Origin of the sequence: Belliella baltica DSM 15883 (assembly GCF_000265405.1) — a bacterium.
Taxonomy (GTDB): Bacteria; Bacteroidota; Bacteroidia; order Cytophagales; family Cyclobacteriaceae; genus Belliella; species Belliella baltica.
In genome coordinates this window covers 1,176,627-1,194,831 of sequence record NC_018010.1, presented here as the reverse complement: position 1 = coordinate 1,194,831, position 18,205 = coordinate 1,176,627, and the positions used below count along the sequence as shown (strand labels likewise).

Genomic DNA, 18,205 nt, shown 5'->3' with positions numbered 1-18,205 from the left:
TATTCCATTGCGTATCGTTGCGCCAAAAAACAATTAGCCGCAGAGGTAAACAGTTATAAACAGAAGAGAATTTACCATTGATGAACACAATTTCAACCAAATCAAAAACCCTGAAAGGGGTTAAAATTTTATTAGTCTCCGGTGAAACCGGGGGAGAAAATATGATTTACAACACTTTTCCCACGAATCAGAAGGAGTCGAATATTGTTCAAAATTATTCAACAATTTATGTATAAGAAAGACCCTGACGTTAATACTATTAAATCATAAAGATATTTTAGCGTAGTTTCAACCTACGCTTAATCAGAATCAACTTTCCATTGAGTTCCTCAGCTTTTTTCGCGGTTTAATAAAATTAAAACTTGGGTATATTGACAATGGGATGTGGATAAGTTCCCCCAAGGGAAATGCCTGATTCCTTCAACTGTTTTGTGGATAACTCGAAAGGTTGATGGATGTCAAATCCCTGAATCGGATCAAGTTCTGGTATCCAATGTCGAATATACTCTCCTTTTCTATCGTAATTGTGCGCTTGCTTAAGGATGTTGAAATACCTGTTCTCTCTTGGATCATTGCCAACTCCAGCAACATACATCCAATTTCCCCAATTGGAGCAAACATCATAATCTATCAATTGACTCTCAAAATACGCTGCCCCCCATCTCCAATCAATGTTAAGATCATTGACTAAAAAAGAAGCTACGATCTGTCTTCCTCTGTTTGACATAAAACCTGAGGAGTACAGCTCTCTCATGTTCGCGTCAATGAATGGAATTCCTGTTTTGCCATCAGTCCACTTTTGAAAAAGCTTTTCACTTCTGTTCCAGTTATCCACAGTGTTTTTGATACCGGATACTTGGAATATTTTGTTCCCGTGCTTCTTAGCAATAAACCTGAAATAATCTCTCCAAATCAACTCAAAAATCAACCAATAAGTAGACTGATTTTTCTTTCTTTCCTTTTCGTACCTTTTAACTTCTTCAAAAATATATCTAGGCGATAGACATCCTAAAGCCAACCAGGGAGAAAATTTACTGCTGTAATCAGCGCCTAAAAGACCATTTCTAGTTTCTTTATACGTTTTTAAGCAGTCATTTTTCCAAAAGTAAGTTTGGAGTCGCCTGATTCCTTCATCCTCTCCACCTTCGAACACCATCACAGCTTGAGATGAAATGGCAGGGTTCTCCAAACCATATTTTGAAAGAATAGGAAAATCTCCCCATTCTATTGTTGGTGATTTTATATTTTTTGGTGCTGGGAAGGTCTTTCTTACTTTTGAGAATTTCTCACATTCTTTTCTGAATTGTGTAAAAATTTCAGGAGTTTGATTTACGGGAAATGGTAAATCCTCTAAGTTAAATAAAGTGATTTGCCAAAAAGACGCTGTTTCTATTCCAAGTTTATAAGCTGCATTTTCTAATGCGTTTTCAACCTGTTTTTCTTCAGATGTTACTTCCTCTGAAAAATATATGGCTTGCACACCAAGCTCTTTTGCCTTTTGTGGAATTAAATCCTCAGGATAACCATGCAATATCAATAAGTTCGAGCCCACCTTCTGAAGGTTGTTCTTCAAGTTTTCAACTGCTTGCAGTAAAAATTTAGCTCTATGATTTCCAGTTTTCCTAAACCCTAGATTGGTTTCTTTAAACATCCTAGGATCAAAACAATAAACAGGGATAATCTCTTCCGATTTTTCTAATGCGGAAAATAAGGCTGCATGATCATGCAGCCTTAAGTCATTTCTAAACCAAACTAATAAACGCTTGTACTTCATTAAATAAATAACAGCCTGTTTATATAAAGTGTTTGGGCATTTCCGAGAATTTTAGCCTTATTGTATCACTGTAAATAATTGTCTTAAAAGAAATCACACAAATCAATTGTGCAAAATTTAAAAACATGAAAAAGCTTCTTATCCTAATTTCAATACTCATCAGCCTACAAGTTCAGGCTCAAAGGACTTCAGCACCAGAAGGCCCTGGATCATTGACTTTCTGGGAAAATCTATCCAAGCATTGTGGCAAATCATTTGAAGGCGAGATGCTAAATGCATCAGAAAATGACCAATTCTATGGCAAAAAACTTGTCATGCACGTGAGAACATGCGAAGATGGGAAGATCACTGTTCCGTTTCACGTTGGTGACGACCACTCTCGAACTTGGGTATTGACAATGGAAGAAGGAAACTTGATCAAACTCAAGCATGACCATAGGCATGAAGATGGAACTGAAGACAGAGTAACTCAGTATGGAGGATTGAGCAGCAACACGGGAATGGCTAAAGTTCAATTTTTCCCAGCAGATCAGGAAACTACAGATTTGATTCCTTATGCAGCTACTAATGTTTGGTGGATAACTTTGGATGACACTTCTTTTACTTATAATCTTCGAAGAATCAATAACAATTCTCCCATCATAGTTAAATTTGATCTGACCAAAGAAGTAGAAACACCTCCTACTCCTTGGGGTTGGGAAGATTAATTATAAAAAAAGGGAAGATTTAAGATTTCTTCCCTTTTTTTCCTTTTAGATAATTTTCAACAGATTTTTTGGAGGTGTACCATACTCGACCCTCTTTATAGGCTTCTATTTTTCCTTGACGTGCTAACAAGCTAATGTACTCCTGACCATAAGGCACATCAGGCTCTTTGACAATATTGGAAATAGCGTCAAAATCACCGGTAGTATCTTCCAAACTGTTTAAATAAATGGTAAGAGATCTGTCAATAGCTTGCACAATCAGAAACGTCAGCTTATCAAAATTACCTGTATTGGCCAGATTCAAAGCTTGGTAATAGCGCTTTCTATCTACACCTAATATCACCGCAGGAGGAAAACCTTCTTTCATTAGCAGTAAATTCATTATCAAGCGAACCGTGCGGCCATTGCCATCAAAAAAAGGATGAACCCACACAAATCGATGGTGAAATAAGGCGACTTTTTCAAGAATATCCATCGTACAAGTATTCTCCCAGTCAATCAATTCGGTAATCAAATCGGGCACTTTTAGCGCATTGGGAGGTATAAAATTAGCCCCTCCAATACGAACACCAGCCGTACGAAATCTTCCAGCAAAGTCCTTTTGGATTTTATTGAGCACCAATTCGTGCACATCCAAAACATCTCTTTCAGTAAGTTTATAATCTGATGATACCAAAGACTCTACATAGTTTATGGCCTCTCTGTGGTTTACAATCTCAAGATGCTCGTTCAAAGATTTACCACCCACGGTAATCCCATCTTCAAGCACCATTCGGGTCTCTTGCAAGGTGAGTGTATTCCCTTCAATATGATTGGAATTATAAGTCCATTCTATATTCAGGTTTTCTCTAATATTGGCCAGCAAAGCGTGAGGAATAGGACGAAACATATCCAATCTTTGCTTTTTATTATGCACAGATTGCATCAATTGCAAGGTATTTTCGCTCAACTGCCCTATATTAAAATCATATTTCATGCTTCAAAGGTACAATTTTTATTTTAAAATCGGTAAGGTCTATTTTTACTTTATCCGATATTTACACCTATTACCAAAGTTAAATACCATGAAATGTATCTTCCTGAGAAATAAAAAACATGCATTATATTGGAAAAAAATCCAAAAAACAGCAAGCATAATAAGCTCAATCAATTTGCCATTCATAAATTCAACCACAAAAATCTTGTTATCGAGCTGTAAAGGTGGAGTTATAAAGTATGATAATTAAGGTATAAGACTTACATTTATTATCAAGTCTTATACCTTTTGCTATGAATAAATTCACCCTAGATCACCTCTACTTTGTTTTTTTAGCCTTTCTTGTTTTTGGATGCAAATCTGAACCTCCCCAAACTAATTTACAAAATCTTATCGCTGATAGTCCTCAGTTGATTGGAAAAAAAGAATATCTCAACTCTCCTTTTGTTGCAGCAGGTGATCGTGTCTATATGGTAGGGCATCAAAATGGAACTTTCCCGGATTTAGGATGGCATGTCGAAGGTGAAATGGGGGGGATTTGGAATCATCCTATCAAATTGATGGATGGATTTACAAACTCGGTCCAAATAGACGGAAGTTCTTATTGTCTAGATCGCGCTGATCAGTTTGTTAATTTCCCATTTGGAAACAAGCATGTCTTTGAATCAACCATCCCAGATTTAGAAATCTCAAGGTTTCAATTTGTTCCTGATGCGATAGAAGGTGTCATCATAGAATACACTTTTACCAATAAGAGTGATCAAAAGCAGACTTTTGATTTTAATTTTTCGGGCTATACTGATTTGATGCCGGCATGGCTAGGTGAAAGAGTGGGGATGATTGATGATGTGGATAACTTAGTTTTTGATGAAATTAGGCAAGCTTGGCGGGGAAAAGATCAATCCAATGAATGGTACGTACTTTTTGGTTCAAATGAAATAGCAATACAATCAGAAGCGGCTGATCCAAACTGTAACTACACATCACAGGGAAAAGGAACTTCTGCCAATCTACAATACAAAATATCCTTAAAATCGAAAGAAGAAAAGACAGTCAAGGTTTTCATAGCGGGTTCTTATACTTCTCAGCAAAATGTTGAAAAAACCTATGATCTTTTGGCGCAACACTATGAAACTTACTTGAAGGACAAAATCAAGCATTATGGAAGAATCGCTTCCATGTCAAAGTTAACTATTCCCGATAAGGAATTGCAGGAAGCTTTTGAATGGGTGAAATATAACACCGAGTGGCTGGTGAGAGATGTGCCTGAAGTAGGTCGAGGGCTTGGCGCGGGGATGCCGGATTATCCTTGGTGGTTTGGTGTGGACAATGAATACACATTAAAAGGGGCTATAGCTACAGGAAGAAAGGATTTGGTATATCGCACTATTGAACTTATCCACAAACTCTCTGAATCTAACGGCAATGGTCAGGTTATCCATGAAGTCAGTACAAATGGTGTGATTTTCAATCCAGGAAACATCAATGAAACGCCACAGTTTGCCTCTCTGATATGGTGGGTCTATCAATGGACTGGAGATAAAGAGTTTTTAGAAAAATATTATCCCTTTATCAAGAAAGGTCTAAAATGGCTGATGGAAGAAAAGGACAAAGATGGAAATCTCTTTCCTGATGGTTATGGCATGATGGAAATTCACGGATTAGAATCCGAGATGATAGATGTGGCTGTTTACACTCAAAAAGCATTTGCTGATGCAGCAAAAATGGCTAAAGTGATAGGTGATGCAGAACAATCCGAAAGTTATCAACAAACAGCTGACCAGCTAAAAAGGAAAATAAACGAAGAATTTTGGGTTGAAGAATTCAGTTCGTATGCCGATTTTATTGGAACTACAGCCGAAGCTATGAAATTGATCGATGCTGCAATTGTAAGAGCTGATACCTTAAATAAACCTTGGGCTGTCGAAGAATTAAGAGCAACTAAAAGGAAGTTATCCACATACCCTAGAAATAAAAAGCAAGGCTTCGTCCTTTTTCACAACTGGGTTGTCAACACACCTATGGAAATGGGAATTGCTGAAGAAGAAAAAGCCATCAAAGCTTTAGATAAAGGGAGCAAGTTTGTGAATCCTTTTGGCGTATTTGTCACAGGAATAGATAGAGACGAGGTTTCTGAATCTGAGGATGGGAAGTTTGAAGGCAGCAAGGTTTTCTCTTATACAGGCGCAGTGATGACTTTGCCAACGGGTGTACAAGGTATCGCTGAGAACAATTACGGAAGACCCGATCAGGCCTTAGACTATTTGAAGCGGATGACCCGCTCCTTTGGCTTTGCCTTACCAGGCTCGATCTACGAAGTCTCACCTGACTATGGAATGATGGCACAAGCATGGAATTTGTATAGCTATGCCGTACCAATCGTAACACAGTTTTTCGGGATCAAACCTGATGTGGAAAAGAAAGTTATCCACATCAAACCTCAAATGCCAAGTGCTTGGAATGAAGCCAAGATCGAAAATGTGATCATATCCGACAACAGTATTTCTATGAAATTCAAAAAGGAGGGAAATGAAATTAAGATAGAAGTCACACAAGAAAATAGCGACTGGGAAATACACCTTGATCCTTTATTTTACAAAATAAAATCATTAAAAATAGATAATACTAAATTTGATTCTGTAGAAAAGGGTACCTATTCAAGTAAAGGAAAATCGATTATTTACACCCTAGAATTATAATCACACTCCAAAAGCAGTCAAAACCAGTTTCCTAGGCCCTCCATGGTCTCTGAATTCACATAGGTAAATTCCCTGCCAAGTTCCAAGGTTGAGTTTTCCACCAGTTATCGGTATTTGCAGACTATTTCCTAAAATACTGCTTTTCAAGTGCGCAGGCATATCATCTGAGCCTTCATAAGTGTGGATAAATCGTGGATAAGTTTCTGGAACAAGCTCATTAACAAAGGTTTCAAAATCTTTTCTGACAGTCGGGTCAGCATTCTCATTGATCGTCAGTCCTGCTGAAGTATGTTTGATAAATATCTGAAGCATTCCTGTTTGAATCTGACTGATTTCTGGAATCTTATTTTCCACAATCTCAGTAATCAAATGATATCCCCTTGGAAAACTTTTTAACTGAATTTCGTTTTGAAACAATTTCATTGTAGCTACTTATGTTATAAATTTTGATTCAATTGAAGAATATATTTTGAAAATTATAAAAGAAAAAGAAAAAGCAAAGCTACGACTCGTACTTAAATCCGTATTTTATCTATAAATTTGAAAAACATCAAAAAATGAAAAAGCACCTCACAGCCGCTATTTTTGCTTTAGCAATTGTCATTTCAGCCGCAATCTTGGGCAATTCTATTGTCAATAGGAACAAAAAGTCTGGTACAGTGGATGTGACTGGACTGGGAGAACAAAATTTCTCATCTGATTTGGTCGTATGGGAGGGAAACTTCAGTAGAGAAAGTTTCGAAATCAAAGATGCTTATGCTGATTTGGAAAAAGATCGAAAAGCAGTCACTGATTATTTGATTGGAAAAGGAATTCCAAAAGAACAAATCATTTTCAAAGCTGTAAACACAAATCCTCAATACCAGCAAAATTACAACAACAATGGCAACTACATGGGTCAGACATTTTTGGGATATCAGTTGAACCAATCCATTCAAATTGAATCCAATGATGTGGATAAAGTAGAGCAAATTTCCAGGGAAATCACCGAACTGCTGCTACAGGGTGTCAAATTCTATTCTCAGGCTCCACGCTATTATTACACAAAACTAGAGAGCCTCAAAATAGAAATGATCTCCAAAGCAACGGAAGATGCTCGTCTCAGGGCAGAACGTATTGCCGAAAACTCAGGCTCCAAATTAGGAAAATTGATCTCTGCCAATATGGGAATATTTCAAATCACAGGACAAAATTCCTCTGAAGACTACTCTTGGGGCGGAACTTTCAATACAAGTTCAAAAGAAAAAACTGCTTCAATCACGATGCGATTGAGTTACCGGGTAAAGTAAGTCTTAAAAACCCTTGTGCCTTAGTGTTCTTGGTGGTTAAAAAACACTTTGAAGAATTAACCACAAGGAGCACAAAGGTTATCACGAAGTTCACCAATTATTCCATGAGAAAAATATTGTGTTCTTTTGTAGTAAAATACCAAAATCAAAAACAAACATGACCAACAACGATATACTCCGAAGCTTGCGCTATACTTTTGACTTCTCTGATGACGAAATGATTTCAATCTTTGGGTTAGGAACATTAGAAATCAGCAGAACAGAGGTGAGCGACTGGCTGAAAAAAGATGATGATCCTGAAAGTAAGCCCATTTATGACAAAGATTTAGCTGCATTTTTAAATGGCTTGATAATCAAGAACAGAGGTAAGAAAGAGGGTGAACAACCTCTGCCTGAAAAAAGCTTAAACAACAACACGATTTTCAGAAAATTGAAAATTGCCATGAATATGAAAGATGAAGATATTCTGGACACTTTGGACTTGATCGGATTTAGGTTTGGCAAGCATGAACTCAGCGCTCTATTTCGAAAACCAGAACAAAGCCAATACAGACCTTGCAAGGATCAAGTTTTAAGGAATTTTTTGAGAGGTTTGCAGGAGAAATATAGACCTGCTGGAGGGAGTTAATTTTCCAAGCTAAGTATAACAAACCCCAATTCATCATCCACATTAGTAAAATACCAAAGCTTACCATCCTTAGCAAAGTACTTCACGCTTTCTGAGTTGAACTCAGGAACTTCCCCTTCACTGATTAGGTTAAAATCTTCATCAAAAACCGTCAGAAATACTTTAGTCTCTTTAATTTGGTGAAGAAATGAGTTCTCAGACTTAATATCAGTATAGACTCTCTGGGCAGATAAGCGCAGGTACCTCTTATTTACTTTATCCCAGACTGGAGGACTGAACTTTACTTGCTCTAAAAATCCCTGATAAGTATTTTGTAAAATATCAACCGATACTATCCCTTTTTTATCGAAAACTCCAGATTTGACAGATCCTTTAATAAAAAACAAATCATCTGCCAGGGCATAGATATAATTGATATGGCTTGTACCATTTGGTCCTTCCTTTTCAAAAGGAATACTTCTTACGTACTCCAGTTTTTCCAGATTGATTTCATCAATTGAGTGATCAAAACTATTGAACAAGTAGATAGTACTTTCTTCTACGTTTAAATCCGAATTGGTAATGTTCCTAGTTAGATCTAGGTTTTTTCCTTTGGAGTTAATCAGAACTGTATCCAATTGGTAGGAAAAGGTCTGTTGCAAATCATCAGTACCTTTTTGCCCGCAAGAGTAAAGGATAATTAAAAGTAGAAGTGAAAGAGTTTTGGTGTGTTTCATAAATTTTAGTTAGAAAAAATTAAAGATAAATATTTCAGCGAGGTCATAAAACTTATCTTTAGTTAATTAGCTTTAAGTTCAAGCCTAAAAACTCTAAAATAATCCTTCTCAACATCTGGATCAGGTTTTTCCATCGCCCAAAGCTGACCGTCACGAAGAATGATGCTACGAGGATCAAAGGTTGATGGGGCAAAGTCACTCACTAAGTTGCCAAGAGAATCAAAAATAGCAACACGATCTAAGTACTTTTTGCGCATCCTCTCTCCAAACTCTCGAGATTCTTCAGGACTCTTGTTTTCGGAGTATATAGCAAGGTCTTGTTTATCATAGCCTGGGAAATATCCGACTAAGTAATACCCGTCTACCCATGTAAGTGTTTGTATTGTTCCACTAGAAAACAAATACATCAAAGTGTTGGGATTATAAGATCTTTCACCTTCGAAGAAGTTATAACTTGGAATATTTAAAGGGATCTCTTCAATCAGATCAAAAGAGGGCGTATTCTCAAATACATATATCTTCGGGTCTATATCATGAACACTAGGGGTCCCCAAATACTCAATCTGAATACTATCCAGCTTTTCCATTGAAACCTGGATGTCTTTAATGATGATTTCTTCCTGCTTTCTGTTTTTTCGTTTATCACAGGAAAATAATATTATTGAAAGAATACATAAGAGTAGGAAATGTTTCGTCATGACTATGAAAATAAGATCAATAGATATGGCTAAATATATAATTGTAATATAACTAAAATCAATTTAATAAATAGGAAAAAGCAAAAAAACTCCTATCTAAACAAAAAACTTTATGGTAAAATAAAAAAATTGAGTCAAACTTGTTTCCTACGACCATCTAAAAATCTTCTCGCGACCTTGCGTACTTTGCAGTTAGAGCTTTGGTTGGGCAGATTTTCAAGCAGACTTACCTTTTGTTAAATTGAACTCTTCATTTGTTTTCTGCGGATGTCAAACCAAATAATACGATCATTGGATTTTTCTCCTCAGTTTCATCCTCATTCCTTAGGATAGAGTAAAACACATCCCCATCAAATTGCCTTGGAATGCTCTCTATGGTCAAATCTCAGTCAAATAATTGCCTTAAATGAGTTAGGGGACGATTGTTTTCCAAATCAATCACTATATAATAGGATTGGTTATCATATATAATACGCAAAAAAACAAAGCTATCGGACATCACCATTTGGCTTATCCCCAACTGAATTGTATTGTCAAATCCGGTTAAATTAAACAGGTATTTCGCTATCAAAGTTTTTATACTTTGTAAAAGCTAAGAATTCATAGGCTATAAACCAAAAAAAGAGGCTGTCTCAAAAGTAAATTTGAATAAATTTAAATTTTAAAAACAGCCTAATTTAGCAATAGAGGCCGATTTTCAACAAATCGGCTTCTTATTTTTTGAACTCTAGTCAAAAAGCATGGTTTATTACTCTATCTGATTTGGTGATGTTTCTCTTATATTTTTGATTTAAATCTTCCCGAAAATGATAATTATGCTGCTTTTGCTGCCTTTCTGGAAAGGTTGTGGGCGATTGCATGAAGACCTGTTTCAATTTCCACCTTTTCCAGTCCCCTGAGCACATACCTCTTCATCCCCTTGTTTTGCTTAAGGTGTCCGAATACAGGTTCGACGTCTGTGGCCCGCTGCTTTCTTTTTTGGATTCCCTCGGGAGAGGTCAGCTTTTGTTTTGCTTCTGATTTATACCGTTCCAATGCCCTGTTGACTTCAATGGTTTTGTTTCCCTTTCCCGGCCTGCAGGAAGCAGCCAAAGGACATCCCACACATTTTGATGCCGTATATCTTGCGTATTCTTGTTTGTATCCTGTCGCTGTTGTCCTGGTTCTGGTACCGTTCCTTTCCATTGGCTGTCCCATCGGGCAGATATACCTGTCCTTTTGGCTGTCGTAATACAGGTTTTCAAGTAGTCTGTATTCCCTGTTTTTCCTGTTTTCTTCTCTGAGTTCTTTATGGAAGTAATTATACTTTACATAAGCTGATGTACCGTTCTGCTCGAGGGCGGCATAATTTTCCTCGCTTCCGTACCCCGCATCGGCAGTCAGTGTTTCGGGGTAAGCTCCGTACATCTGCCGATAGGCATTCATATGTGGGATAAGTGTGGTGGTATCGTTGGGTTTTTGGTGCAGGGTATAGTTGACCACAAAGTGTCCGTGGGTACTGAGCTGAAGGTTATAGCCGGGTTTAAGCTGCCCGTTTTTCATGTGATCTTCCTTCATCCGCATAAAAGTGGCATCTTCATCAGTTTTTGAATAGCTGTTGCGTTCCTGTAAGGTCTCCTCCTTCTGTTCATATTCGGCAAGCTTTCCTGGCCAGTTTTTCTCTGCATACCTGAGCTTCTGTCTCACTTTGGGATCAACTTCTTTGCCCTGTAGTGCCGTGTTGATCTTCTCAACGGTTTCAAGTACTTTTTGGGGACTGGGATTCTCAAACTTCTCTTCGGGCTGTCCGAGTTCTTCCTTTGCCGTTTCGGCAGCGTAATCCCAGAGCTCCTGAAGCTGCTTTGCAATCCTCTCCCTGCTCTTCTTGACAGCCTTTCCCCAGACAAAGGTGTACCTGTTGGCGTTGGCCTCTATTTTAGTCCCGTCTGTATAAACGTCTTTTATGTCCAGAAGCCCTTCGTCGTAAAGCATGAGCACTACCTGCGAAAAAATCTCCCGGATCACTTCACGGAGCTTTTCCCCCCGGAAACGGTTGATGGTATTATGGTCGGGTCGCTGCATGCCCGAGAGCCACATGAAACCGATATTTTCACGGACAGCTTTCTCAAGCTTACGGGAGGAATAGCAGTTTTCCAGATAACCGTATATTAGTACCTTCAACAGCATACGGGGATGGTAACTGCTCGCTCCCATATTGCTGTACTGCGAAAAGATCGGCTGGATGTTTATCTTGTCTACGACCGTGCTGACTACACGGACGGGATGCTCTGATGGAAGAAGGTCACCCAAATTGTGGGGAAGGAGCATCAACTGGTTGTGATCATAGTCTTTAAAGACTATATTTGAGTTTTGTTTTTGCACACCTCAAAATAACAATTTTGAGTTAAACAAGAAAAAGGCTACCCGAGAAATTTGGTAGCCTTTCATTTTTTTAAAAAGAGACTTATGAGACAGCCTCTTTTACATTAAGTTCTATTTCTTCTCCTGAATCGTCCAGGAATCTGTACTCCGTCACTGGAAGTGATGAATCTTTGATCAATTTTACCCACTTGAAGTATTTGAAAAACCATCTTACCCTTTGTGATATAATACCATTCGTAAAGAAGGCATGCAGGTAAGGATGTAATCCAATGTGGATATTAGAAATATTTTGGATAGTAGCCATATGCTCTAGGTCTTTTTCCAGTTTATCTGCCACCAATATGGAAGCCTGGATCTTGCCTGTTCCGTTACAAGAAGGGCAAGTTTCTTTTGTGATGATATTGACTTCTGGTCTTACACGCTGTCTAGTGATCTGCATCAACCCAAACTTGGTCAAAGGAAGCACCGTGTTTTTCGACCTGTCGTCTTTCATCTCATCTTTCATTGCATCATAGATCGCCTTCTTATTGTCGGCTTTTTTCATATCTATAAAGTCAATGACGATAATACCTCCCATATCTCGGAGGCGTAATTGTCTAGCAATTTCTTTCGCAGCGGCCAGGTTGGTCTTCAATGCCGTAGTTTCCTGATCGCTTTCTTGATTGGATTTATTTCCACTATTCACGTCGATGACGTGTAGGGCTTCGGTATGTTCTATGATAACATACCCACCTTGGGGAAGACTAATTGTTTGACCAAACAAGCTTTTGATTTGCTTTTCTATTCCAAAACTTTCAAAGAGCTTTGCTTTACCATTGTAAAGCTTCACTATTCTTTCCTTTTCAGGAGCGATCGATCTGATATAAGATCGGATCTGATCGTAGATCAATTCATCCTCTACTGTGATTGCATCGAATGATTCGTTGAGTAGGTCTCTAATGATAGAGGAGGCCATACTCATTTCTCCGATTACCTTGTCTTTTGGTTTTGCTTTTGGAAGCTTTTTCATACCATCTTCCCAAGTGCTTACCAAGTTTCTGAGATCTTTGTCAAGTTCTGTGACTGACTGACCTTCAGCTACTGTTCTGATAATCACGCCAAAATTGGCTGGTTTGATGGAAGTGATCAAGCGGACCAGTCTTCTTCTTTCTTCTGCGCTTCGTATCTTTTTAGAAACGTTGACAGTGTTGGAAAAAGGAACCAATACCAAATATCGACCGGCAATGGAGAGCTCACAGGATAGTCGAGGGCCTTTCGTTGAGATCGGCTCTTTTACAACCTGAACCAAAATTTGGTTGTTTTTAGGAAGAACATTGGAAATCTTTCCAAGTTTTTCTATGTCAGGCTCTAGGTCAAACCCTTTTAAATTGTAGCTGGTGTAATTACCATTCTTGGCTAGTTTCGAAAACTTATTTAAGCTATTGATCTGCGGTCCAAGATCCTGATAATGCAGGAAGGCATCTTTTTCATAACCTACATCAATAAAGGCTGCATTCAGCCCATTGACGATTTTCCGAACAGTTCCAAGATAAATATCACCAACTTTAAACTGATTGTCTTCTCCATCGGAATGGAGCTCAACCAGACTTTTTTCTTTTAAAAGAGCGATACGACTACCGCTTTGAGCAGAATCGATTACTAATTCTGTGCTCAAATCGTGTCTCTGTTTATGTGAATGAACGTTTACTGTAAAAACTCAAAAAGAAGAAGTAATTAATTACTTCTTCTTATGTCTGTTTTTTCTAAGTCTCTTCTTACGCTTGTGCGTAGCGATCTTATGTCTTTTTCTTTTTTTACCGCAAGGCATAGTTTTAAAGATTTAAATGTGAATAATTATTTACAGCCTTTCTAGATAGCTTTCAACATTTGACAAAATCATAGGATCTGTTGTCATGCCTTTCACTTGTTCGAACTGCTTTTTTGCTTTATTAGTTTGCTTAGATTCAAAATAACTTACAGCAAGATAAAATTGCCCCTGAAGATTATTTGGATGAAATTTTATCAATTCCTCAAACCTTTCAGATGCTCTAATATACTGCCCAGATTGCATAGAAAGCACACCCATATTGAATAGTGCATCTTCATTAGTAGGTTCTTCTACCAATATTTCCCTTAGCATGGTTATTCCCTGCATTGGATTGGAAGAAGACACATACGTCATTGCAACCTTAGTTTTCAAATCCAGACGTTTCGGATCATTTTCCAAAACATTGTTTAAGTAGGTTCTTGTCTTTTCAGCCAAGTATGCTACTTTTTGCTCGTCCAAAGCGAACATATATGCTTCGTAATAAGCATTCCCTGTTTTCTCTATTCTCTCCAATGTGGAAACTCTTTCAGCAGCTTGTTCATAATAATAAGCAGCACTGTCAAATTTGTTTGCCTGGAAATACAAAGAAGCCAAAGAATCTGCGAAGTTAGCAAAATTTTCCTTATTATCTTCCGATTTCAATTTTGTCCTTAGCGCATTGATTTCTGTGAGGATAGACTCATCCACAGGAGAATCATGCAAGTCTTCGGAAATTGATGGGGCTGATTGCTCAGAATCGGTGATTTGTGTCCCTCCCTCTTCATTATCTACCATAACACGGGGAAGTGAAAATAGAATTGCTACAGCGACAATTCCTATAATAACGACTATGGTTTGGGATTTCTTCATAAAGGAAAAATAGTCCTCAGGACTATTCCTGAGGAGCTAATTCTTTAATTTTTTTGCTACTTTTAATCTTTTCAATAAACACTTTGGATGGCTTGAAAGCCGGTACATAATGCTCATCGATTACAATCGCAGTATTCTTAGAGATATTTCGGGCGATTTTTTTAGCTCTCTTCTTATTAATGAAGCTGCCAAATCCTCTCACATAAATGTTGTCTCCCTCTGCCATGGAATCTTTTACAACTTTGAAAAACGCCTCAATGGTCTGAGTTACATCGTCCTTCTGGATTCCAGTTTTGTCCGAAATCTTGGTAATTACTTCTGCTTTAGTCACTGTTGTATTAATTTAAATTATTATCGAATAAGCTTAACGACCTATTAACCAACTAATTTTGGGACTGCAAATTTACAAGAAGCATTTCAATATAAAAACAAATTGCATAAAATTAGCTTCATTTGTTTAACGAAAGATAAGTCATAAAAATTTCAACGTTTTGAATAACAAGCATTTTGCCTTAACAATATTAGAGTGGTATGAACAAAATAAGAGGGATTTGCCTTGGAGAAACACCTCAGAGCCATATATCATTTGGTTGTCAGAAGTTATCCTTCAGCAAACTAGAGTCGCTCAAGGACTCCCTTATTTTGAAAAATTTCTTGAAAATTTTCCGAAAGTTGAAGATTTAGCTCAAGCTCCCTCGGATGAAGTGATGAGACTCTGGCAAGGATTGGGATATTACAGCCGCGCAAGAAATCTCCATCAATGTGCAAAAGACATTGTCGAAGAGCACAACGGAAAATTTCCAAACAACTATAATTCACTGATAAAACTCAAAGGAGTTGGGAGCTACACAGCTGCCGCGATTGCTTCTTTTGCATTTAACGAGCCCGTAGCTGTAGTTGATGGGAATGTCTTTCGGGTTTTAGCTCGATATTTCGGGATCAGCACTGACATTGCTAGTAACTCAGGGAAAAAAGAGTTTGAGATAATTGCCAACGAATGTATTCCAAATGACAAACCCGCAGCTTTCAATCAAGCTATTATGGAATTTGGCTCTTTACAGTGCGCTCCAAAAAATCCAAAATGCGAGGATTGCCCATTAAGAGGCTCTTGTTTTGCCTTTAAAAATGAACTCACTGCTCAACTTCCAGTTAAAATCAATAAAGTGAAGGTTAGGAAGCGATACTTTACTTATTTTTATATTAAATGTGCTGAAGAAGTGGTGGTAAATTATCGCAGTGCTGGAGACATTTGGCAAGGACTCTATGACTTCCCATTACATGAGGTTGCACAAAAGCCACTTTTGGAACTCAATGAAGCATCTATCTTCCAAAGCTTGACACAATTTGACCCAGAAATACACTTTGATTCGGCAACTATCTTCAAACATATTCTGACACATCAAAGAATTTTTGCCAACTTTGTCACATTGATTATTCAAGAAAAGCATCGTAAAAATCTACATGATTGGGCTAAAAATTCAAATTATGAGCTAATCCATCAAGATAAACTCGATTCTGTGGGTAAACCCAGGTTATTATTGAAGTTTTTGAACGATGAAAAATAATCCTTAAATTTATAAGTAAACTTTTTGTCAAACATATAAACAATATCAATTATGGCTGGAGTAAATAAAGTGATTTTAGTAGGTAACTTGGGTCAAGACCCTGAAGTAAAGCATTTGGAAGGTGACAAAGTAGTCGCCAATGTAAGTTTAGCGACAACAGAATCTTATAAGGACAGATCAGGAAATCGTGTTGACAATACGGAGTGGCATGATTTGGAGCTTTGGGATGGACTAGCAAAAATTGCAGAAAGTTATCTCAAAAAAGGAAGTAAAGTATATGTAGAAGGAAAAATCAAAACAGATAGCTGGCAAGATGAGCAAGGAAATAACCGTAAGAAAGTTAAAATCCGTGTGCTCAACATGACTATGCTAGACTCTAGAACTGACAGTCCAAATACCGGTGGAGGAAACTCAAACTATGCTAACAATACTAGTAATAGTTCGCAATCTATGCCATCTCCAGCAGTCTCAGAAGGGCCGGGTGAAGACGATGATTTGCCGTTCTAACACTTCAAATATTCTGAATCTTAACCTTAACAGTTTTAAATTCTATTAGATCATTGACATCAGCAAAAATAATTTACATCTTTATTGTATTGTGAGATAAATCATTGAGTTGTTTGTCATATTTGGTTAATTTTGCAGAAATAATTTTATAATTAATGGACGACCCCTATCCGAGTATATTATTGCTAGCTGAAATTTCTGAGATTTCAGCTGGCTATCTTTTGACTAATGGATTGATTTTTATCCTATTACTCATCGCCTCAGGTTTGATCTCTGGATCAGAGGTTGCATTTTTTTCATTGACAACAGAAGACCTCGTGAATATCGATATTGAAGGAGAAAAGAATTCTGAAAAAGTAATCCAACTAATAGAAGATCCACAGAGACTGCTTAGCACAGTTCTTATTCTCAACAATCTTATAAATATTGGAATAGTCACCTTGACTACATTTGTGGCTTGGACAGTATTTGGTCTGAATGCTACAGGGATTCTCATAATATTGGTTCAAACAATCGGGGTGACTTTTGCAATTGTATTCTTCGGAGAAATTGTTCCAAAAGTTTATGCCACCAAGGCCAAAGTGGAGTTTTCCTTAATGATGGCGCCTATTATTAGCTTTTTTTCTGTACTTCTCAAGCCGCTTTCTCTTTTCTTAATGAGCATCAGCAATGTAATTGAAAGAAAAATTGAGAAAAAAGCATATTCACTATCAATCGATGAACTTCATCAAGCTCTGGAAATAACTTCTGAAGATACTACTGAAGAAGAAAAAGATATTCTTAAAGGTATTGTAAATTTCGGTACACTTTCGGTCAAGCAAGTGATGCATTCTCGAATGGAAATTACTGCAGTTGATCTGGAGACTGATTTCCATGAATTGATGGATAAAATCAATAAAAGTGGATATTCCAGAATCCCTGTTTACAATGAAACTATAGATAGCATAGAAGGAATTCTCTATATCAAGGACTTGCTCCCACATATCGAAAAAGGAGAGGAATTTGAATGGCAAAGTTTGATTAGAAAAGGTTTTTTCGTGCCTGAAAATAAAAAAGTGGATTCTCTTTTGAAAGATTTTCAACGAAAGAGAGTTCATATGGCGATCGTAGTTGATGAATATGGAGGAACATCGGGACTGATTACTTTGGAAGACCTGATTGAGGAGATCATCGGTGAAATCAATGATGAATTTGATGATGTGCAAGAATTCTACTTTCAAGAGATCGATCCACAAACATTTATTTTTGAAGGGAAAGTGTCACTGAATGATTTTTGTAAGAAGCTCGACCTTGACATTCAGATTTTCGACGAAGTAAAAGGAGAAAGTGAATCTTTGGGAGGTTTACTACTCGAACTCAATTCTAATCTGCCAAAAAATGGCACCAAAATTAATTTTGAAGATTTTGAATTTACCATCCTAGCAGTGGATACCAGAAAAATCAAAAAAGTGAAAGTAAAATTGATGTCTGGTGAAGAGAAAAATCTCAATTCTAATGAAGATTGAGATTTTCTAAAAAAAAGTGATAATAGAATATTCTTCAAAAATGACTTATTGCGAAACAAAGTAAATTTGATTTTCAATATGAAATCATAGAATCGTTTTGAATCTTAAAATTAAAGTAGAAAAA

16 protein-coding genes are annotated in these 18,205 nt (G+C 37.3%); 7 read left to right on the top strand and 9 right to left on the bottom strand.

Annotated elements, in window-relative coordinates:
* Positions 1 to 355 precede the first annotated feature (355 nt).
* A complete protein-coding gene (locus BELBA_RS05550; protein WP_014771765.1) occupies positions 356 to 1,774 on the bottom strand; it encodes a DASH family cryptochrome in 1,419 nt (472 codons plus the stop codon).
* Between the two features lie 125 nt (positions 1,775 to 1,899).
* On the opposite strand from BELBA_RS05550, the gene BELBA_RS05545 reads away from it, so the two are divergent.
* Positions 1,900 to 2,481, top strand: a complete 582-nt coding sequence (locus tag BELBA_RS05545; RefSeq protein ID WP_014771764.1) for a hypothetical protein — start codon at positions 1,900 to 1,902, stop codon at positions 2,479 to 2,481.
* A 19-nt stretch (positions 2,482 to 2,500) separates the two neighbouring features.
* Here BELBA_RS05545 and BELBA_RS05540 read toward each other — a convergent pair whose 3' ends face one another.
* Positions 2,501 to 3,457: a Fic family protein gene (locus BELBA_RS05540; protein ID WP_014771763.1), complete on the bottom strand. Its 957-nt coding sequence runs from the start codon at positions 3,455 to 3,457 to the stop codon at positions 2,501 to 2,503.
* A 293-nt stretch (positions 3,458 to 3,750) separates the two neighbouring features.
* Between BELBA_RS05540 and BELBA_RS05535 the strand changes: the two genes are divergently transcribed.
* Positions 3,751 to 6,156: an alpha-L-rhamnosidase-related protein gene (locus BELBA_RS05535; RefSeq protein WP_014771762.1), complete on the top strand. Its 2,406-nt coding sequence runs from the start codon at positions 3,751 to 3,753 to the stop codon at positions 6,154 to 6,156.
* On the opposite strand, the gene BELBA_RS05530 is transcribed toward BELBA_RS05535, so the two are convergent.
* Positions 6,157 to 6,579 carry a secondary thiamine-phosphate synthase enzyme YjbQ gene (locus BELBA_RS05530; RefSeq protein ID WP_014771761.1) on the bottom strand — a complete coding sequence of 141 codons (423 nt, stop codon included), beginning with the start codon at positions 6,577 to 6,579 and terminating at the stop codon, positions 6,157 to 6,159.
* A gap of 134 nt (positions 6,580 to 6,713) precedes the next feature.
* Here BELBA_RS05530 and BELBA_RS05525 point away from each other — a divergent pair, with 134 nt between their 5' ends.
* The gene (locus BELBA_RS05525) at positions 6,714 to 7,445 is read left to right on the top strand and encodes an SIMPL domain-containing protein (RefSeq protein WP_014771760.1); all 732 of its coding nucleotides are present in this window, start codon (positions 6,714 to 6,716) and stop codon (positions 7,443 to 7,445) included.
* A 157-nt stretch (positions 7,446 to 7,602) separates the two neighbouring features.
* The gene (locus BELBA_RS05520; protein WP_014771759.1) at positions 7,603 to 8,073 is read left to right on the top strand and encodes a YehS family protein; all 471 of its coding nucleotides are present in this window, start codon (positions 7,603 to 7,605) and stop codon (positions 8,071 to 8,073) included.
* Here BELBA_RS05520 and BELBA_RS05515 read toward each other — a convergent pair.
* The 6 genes from BELBA_RS05515 to BELBA_RS05490 form a co-directional block, all read right to left on the bottom strand.
* Positions 8,070 to 8,789 (bottom strand): DUF4221 family protein, encoded by a 720-nt coding sequence (locus tag BELBA_RS05515; RefSeq protein WP_014771758.1) that lies wholly within the window; start codon positions 8,787 to 8,789, stop codon positions 8,070 to 8,072. The two genes, BELBA_RS05520 and BELBA_RS05515, sit on opposite strands and share 4 nt — an antisense overlap.
* A 62-nt stretch (positions 8,790 to 8,851) precedes the next feature.
* The gene (locus tag BELBA_RS05510; RefSeq protein WP_211208403.1) at positions 8,852 to 9,487 is read right to left on the bottom strand and encodes a hypothetical protein; all 636 of its coding nucleotides are present in this window, start codon (positions 9,485 to 9,487) and stop codon (positions 8,852 to 8,854) included.
* An 813-nt stretch (positions 9,488 to 10,300) separates the two neighbouring features.
* Positions 10,301 to 11,848: an IS1182 family transposase gene (locus tag BELBA_RS05505; protein ID WP_014771756.1), complete on the bottom strand. Its 1,548-nt coding sequence runs from the start codon at positions 11,846 to 11,848 to the stop codon at positions 10,301 to 10,303.
* An 82-nt stretch (positions 11,849 to 11,930) separates the two neighbouring features.
* The gene (locus tag BELBA_RS05500) at positions 11,931 to 13,502 is read right to left on the bottom strand and encodes an Rne/Rng family ribonuclease (RefSeq protein WP_014771755.1); all 1,572 of its coding nucleotides are present in this window, start codon (positions 13,500 to 13,502) and stop codon (positions 11,931 to 11,933) included.
* A gap of 183 nt (positions 13,503 to 13,685) precedes the next feature.
* On the bottom strand, positions 13,686 to 14,504 hold the full coding sequence (locus tag BELBA_RS05495) for a tetratricopeptide repeat protein (protein WP_014771754.1): 819 nt from the start codon (positions 14,502 to 14,504) through the stop codon (positions 13,686 to 13,688).
* 22 nt (positions 14,505 to 14,526) lie between these two features.
* Positions 14,527 to 14,835 carry an HU family DNA-binding protein gene (locus BELBA_RS05490; protein WP_014771753.1) on the bottom strand — a complete coding sequence of 103 codons (309 nt, stop codon included), beginning with the start codon at positions 14,833 to 14,835 and terminating at the stop codon, positions 14,527 to 14,529.
* 160 nt (positions 14,836 to 14,995) lie between these two features.
* Between BELBA_RS05490 and mutY the strand changes: the two genes are divergently transcribed.
* The 3 genes from mutY to gldE all read left to right on the top strand — a co-directional run bounded on the left by mutY (position 14,996) and on the right by gldE (position 18,081).
* A complete protein-coding gene (gene mutY, locus BELBA_RS05485) occupies positions 14,996 to 16,069 on the top strand; it encodes an A/G-specific adenine glycosylase (RefSeq protein ID WP_014771752.1) in 1,074 nt (357 codons plus the stop codon).
* A 51-nt stretch (positions 16,070 to 16,120) separates the two neighbouring features.
* Positions 16,121 to 16,576: a single-stranded DNA-binding protein gene (locus BELBA_RS05480; RefSeq protein ID WP_014771751.1), complete on the top strand. Its 456-nt coding sequence runs from the start codon at positions 16,121 to 16,123 to the stop codon at positions 16,574 to 16,576.
* A gap of 155 nt (positions 16,577 to 16,731) precedes the next feature.
* The gene (gene gldE, locus BELBA_RS05475) at positions 16,732 to 18,081 is read left to right on the top strand and encodes a gliding motility-associated protein GldE (RefSeq protein ID WP_014771750.1); all 1,350 of its coding nucleotides are present in this window, start codon (positions 16,732 to 16,734) and stop codon (positions 18,079 to 18,081) included.
* Positions 18,082 to 18,205: the final 124 nt, after the last annotated feature.

Excerpts from the sequence above, each read along its gene's own strand:
- BELBA_RS05480 (WP_014771751.1), top strand. The coding sequence starts at position 16,121 with ATGGCTGGAGTAAATAAAGTGATTTTAGTAGGTAACTTGGGTCAAGAC.
- BELBA_RS05535 (WP_014771762.1), top strand. The coding sequence starts at position 3,751 with ATGAATAAATTCACCCTAGATCACCTCTACTTTGTTTTTTTAGCCTTT.
- BELBA_RS05545 (WP_014771764.1), top strand. The coding sequence starts at position 1,900 with ATGAAAAAGCTTCTTATCCTAATTTCAATACTCATCAGCCTACAAGTT.
- BELBA_RS05510 (WP_211208403.1), bottom strand. The coding sequence starts at position 9,487 with ATGACGAAACATTTCCTACTCTTATGTATTCTTTCAATAATATTATTT.
- BELBA_RS05530 (WP_014771761.1), bottom strand. The coding sequence starts at position 6,579 with ATGAAATTGTTTCAAAACGAAATTCAGTTAAAAAGTTTTCCAAGGGGA.
- BELBA_RS05495 (WP_014771754.1), bottom strand. The coding sequence starts at position 14,504 with ATGAAGAAATCCCAAACCATAGTCGTTATTATAGGAATTGTCGCTGTA.
- gldE (WP_014771750.1), top strand. The coding sequence starts at position 16,732 with ATGGACGACCCCTATCCGAGTATATTATTGCTAGCTGAAATTTCTGAG.
- BELBA_RS05515 (WP_014771758.1), bottom strand. The coding sequence starts at position 8,789 with ATGAAACACACCAAAACTCTTTCACTTCTACTTTTAATTATCCTTTAC.
- BELBA_RS05525 (WP_014771760.1), top strand. The coding sequence starts at position 6,714 with ATGAAAAAGCACCTCACAGCCGCTATTTTTGCTTTAGCAATTGTCATT.
- BELBA_RS05540 (WP_014771763.1), bottom strand. The coding sequence starts at position 3,457 with ATGAAATATGATTTTAATATAGGGCAGTTGAGCGAAAATACCTTGCAA.
- BELBA_RS05520 (WP_014771759.1), top strand. The coding sequence starts at position 7,603 with ATGACCAACAACGATATACTCCGAAGCTTGCGCTATACTTTTGACTTC.
- BELBA_RS05550 (WP_014771765.1), bottom strand. The coding sequence starts at position 1,774 with ATGAAGTACAAGCGTTTATTAGTTTGGTTTAGAAATGACTTAAGGCTG.